The sequence below is a fragment of the Burkholderia sp. E168m23 genome (assembly GCF_016586125.1).
In the GTDB taxonomy this organism is placed as follows: Bacteria; Pseudomonadota; Gammaproteobacteria; order Burkholderiales; family Burkholderiaceae; genus Burkholderia; species Burkholderia orbicola.
This window is the reverse complement of sequence record NZ_BCPP01000938.1, coordinates 1-2767: the sequence shown is the minus strand read 5'-3', so window position 1 is coordinate 2767 and position 2767 is coordinate 1. Positions and strand designations below refer to the sequence as shown.

Sequence of the window (2767 nt, the reverse complement as noted above, 5' to 3'; positions counted from 1 at the left end):
CAAGCTGACGGCCCCGACGTACACGCTGGACGGCGGCAAGACCACGGCGAAAAACGTTGGCGACGCGGTGTCGAACCTGGACGGCCGAGTAACAACGAATGCGACGAACGTCGAGAAGCTGAAAGACAATCTCGCCGATTCCGGTCTGTGGGACAAAGGCAAGAACCAGGCGATCGCGGCGCTGACGTACGATCGTAAGGAAGACGGTGCGGCCGATCGCGGCTCAGTGACGCTTGGCGGCGCGGGTGCCAAGGAGCCGGTGGCGTTGAAGAACGTTGCGATGGGCATTGCCGACACCGATGCAGCGAACGTGGGCCAGATGAAAGGCATTACCACGGCGCTGGGCGGTGGCGCGGGCATCGGCGCCGATGGCAGCGTGACGGCACCGAAGTACCACGTCGGCGACAAGACCTACGGCAACGTTGGTGACGCGATCACGGCCGCGGCGGAAACCGGCGGCGGTGCGAATCCGAACGCGGTCTCATACGACGACAAGACCAAAGGCGCGATTACGCTGGCTGGCGAGCAAGGCACGACGTTGAAGAACGTCACAGCCGGCGTGGACGCGACCGACGCAGTGAACGTCGGCCAATTGTCGGATGCAACGAAGTCGATTCGCGATTCGCTCTCGGACGGCAGCCTGTCGATGCGCTACATCAAGGTCAAGGCAACGGGGCAAGCCGCAAATGCGATGGGAACCAATACCGTCGCGATCGGCGCGGGCGCAAACGCGACCGGAAATGGCTCGCTGGCCTTGGGTACGGGTTCACGCGCGAACGGGCTCAACTCGGTCGCGATCGGCCTCAATTCGGTTGCTACGGAGGCGAACCAGGTATCGGTTGGCGACGTCGGTCGCGAACGTCGCATTTCGAACGTGGCCGACGGTACGGAAGATACCGACGCAGTCAACGTGAATCAACTGACCGAAGCGATCGAAAAGATGTCCGACCGGACCGACAAGCTGTCGTCGGAACTCAGGTCGCGGCATGGCTCGCTGACGGCTAACGTCCTCGCTGCCAAGACGGACTTGGCATCGGTCGACCCATCGAAATTCTTGCAAGTTGCCGGCGCGGGAGCGGACGGTAGTCAGGAGAATACCGCGAACATCGTCGGCGGCGATCCGGCGAGCGACACTGCCGCCGCGATCGGTGTAGGTTCCATTGCCTCGGGCGCGAATGCGGTCGCCCTCGGCGTGCGTAGCTACGCGTACTCGGATGGCGCAGTGGCCATCGGTAACATGGCCCAAACGGGTGCCGGCCAAGCCAATTCGGTGGCCATCGGGTCGAATGTGACGACCAATGGGGAAAGTGCGCTTGCGGTGGGTTCGCAGGCGCGGGCAAACGGTGACAACGCGATCGCGCTCGGCAATAACGGCGTGGCGGCAATCGGCGCGAATTCCATTGCGCTCGGTAACAAGGCCAGCTCCGCAGCAGGTGCGACCAATGGCATTGCGCTGGGCGCGTCCGCGAGTGTTGCACGCAACGTGGCCGACTCGATGGCGCTGGGCGCAAATGCCAGCGTCGAAAAAGGCGCGAATAGTGCGGTCGCACTGGGTACCGGTTCCAAGGCGACGCGCGCCAATACCGTTTCGGTGGGTAATGCCGGAAGCGAGCGCCAGATGGTGAACGTCGCGGCGGGTACGCAAGGCACCGACGCGGTGAACGTGACGCAGCTCAGTGGCGTAACGACGGCGCTGGGTGGCGGTGCGGGCATTGGCGCCGATGGCAGCGTGACGGCACCGAAGTACCACGTTGGCGACAAGACCTACGGTAACGTGGGCGACGCGATCACGGCCGCGGCGGAAACCGGCGGTGGTGGCGGTACGAATCCGAACGAGGTTGCATACGACGACAAGACCAAAGGCGCGATCACGCTGGCTGGCGAAAAAGGCACGACGCTGAAGAACGTTGCTGCCGGCGCCGTGAATGCGACGAGCATGGAAGCGATGAACGGTGCGCAGCTGTACGACGCGTCGCAGAGTATGGCGAGTGCGCTGAGCGGCGGTTCGACGGTGGACGCAGCAGGCAAGCTGGTGGCACCGGCGTATACGCTGGACGGCGGCAAGACCACCGCGCACAACGTTGGCGACGCATTCTCGAACCTGGACGGCCGCGTGACGACGAACGCGGCGAACGTCGAGAAACTGCAAGGCGATATTGCCGAGTCCGGTTTGATCGACAAGGACACGGGCAAGGCGATCGCGGCGCTGACGTACGACCGCAAGGCAGACGGCACGACGGATCGCGGTTCGGTGACGCTTGGCGGTGCGGGCGCAGTAGCGCCGGTGGCGTTGAAGAACGTTGCAGGCGGGATTTCGGATACCGACGCAGTGAACGTAGGCCAGATGAAGGGCATCACCACGGCATTGGGTGGTGATGCGGGTATCGGCCCCGACGGCAGCGTGAAGGCACCGACGTATCACATCGGTGACAAGACCTACGCTAACGTGGGTGACGCGCTTGCAGCCGCGGCAGCAAGCGGTGGCGGTGGTACGGATTCGAATGCGGTTGTGTACGACGATGCAGCCAAGAGCGCAGTCACGCTGTCTGGCGAGAAAGGTACGACGCTGAAGAAAGTTGCAGCGGGCGCGGTGAGTGCGGATAGCACGGAAGCGGTGAACGGTTCGCAGCTGTATGGCGCCGCGCAAAGTGTGGCGAGCGCGCTGGGTGGTGGGTCGAAGGTAGACGAAACCGGTAAGGTGACGGCACCGACGTATAAGCTGGACGGCGACAAGACCAGTGCGAATAACGTTGGCGAAGCCGTGTCG

General features: G+C 63.6%; 1 pseudogene. It reads left to right on the top strand.

Annotated elements, in window-relative coordinates:
• Positions 1-2767, top strand: a pseudogene (locus JMF90_RS32245) (hypothetical protein); the annotation flags it as partial.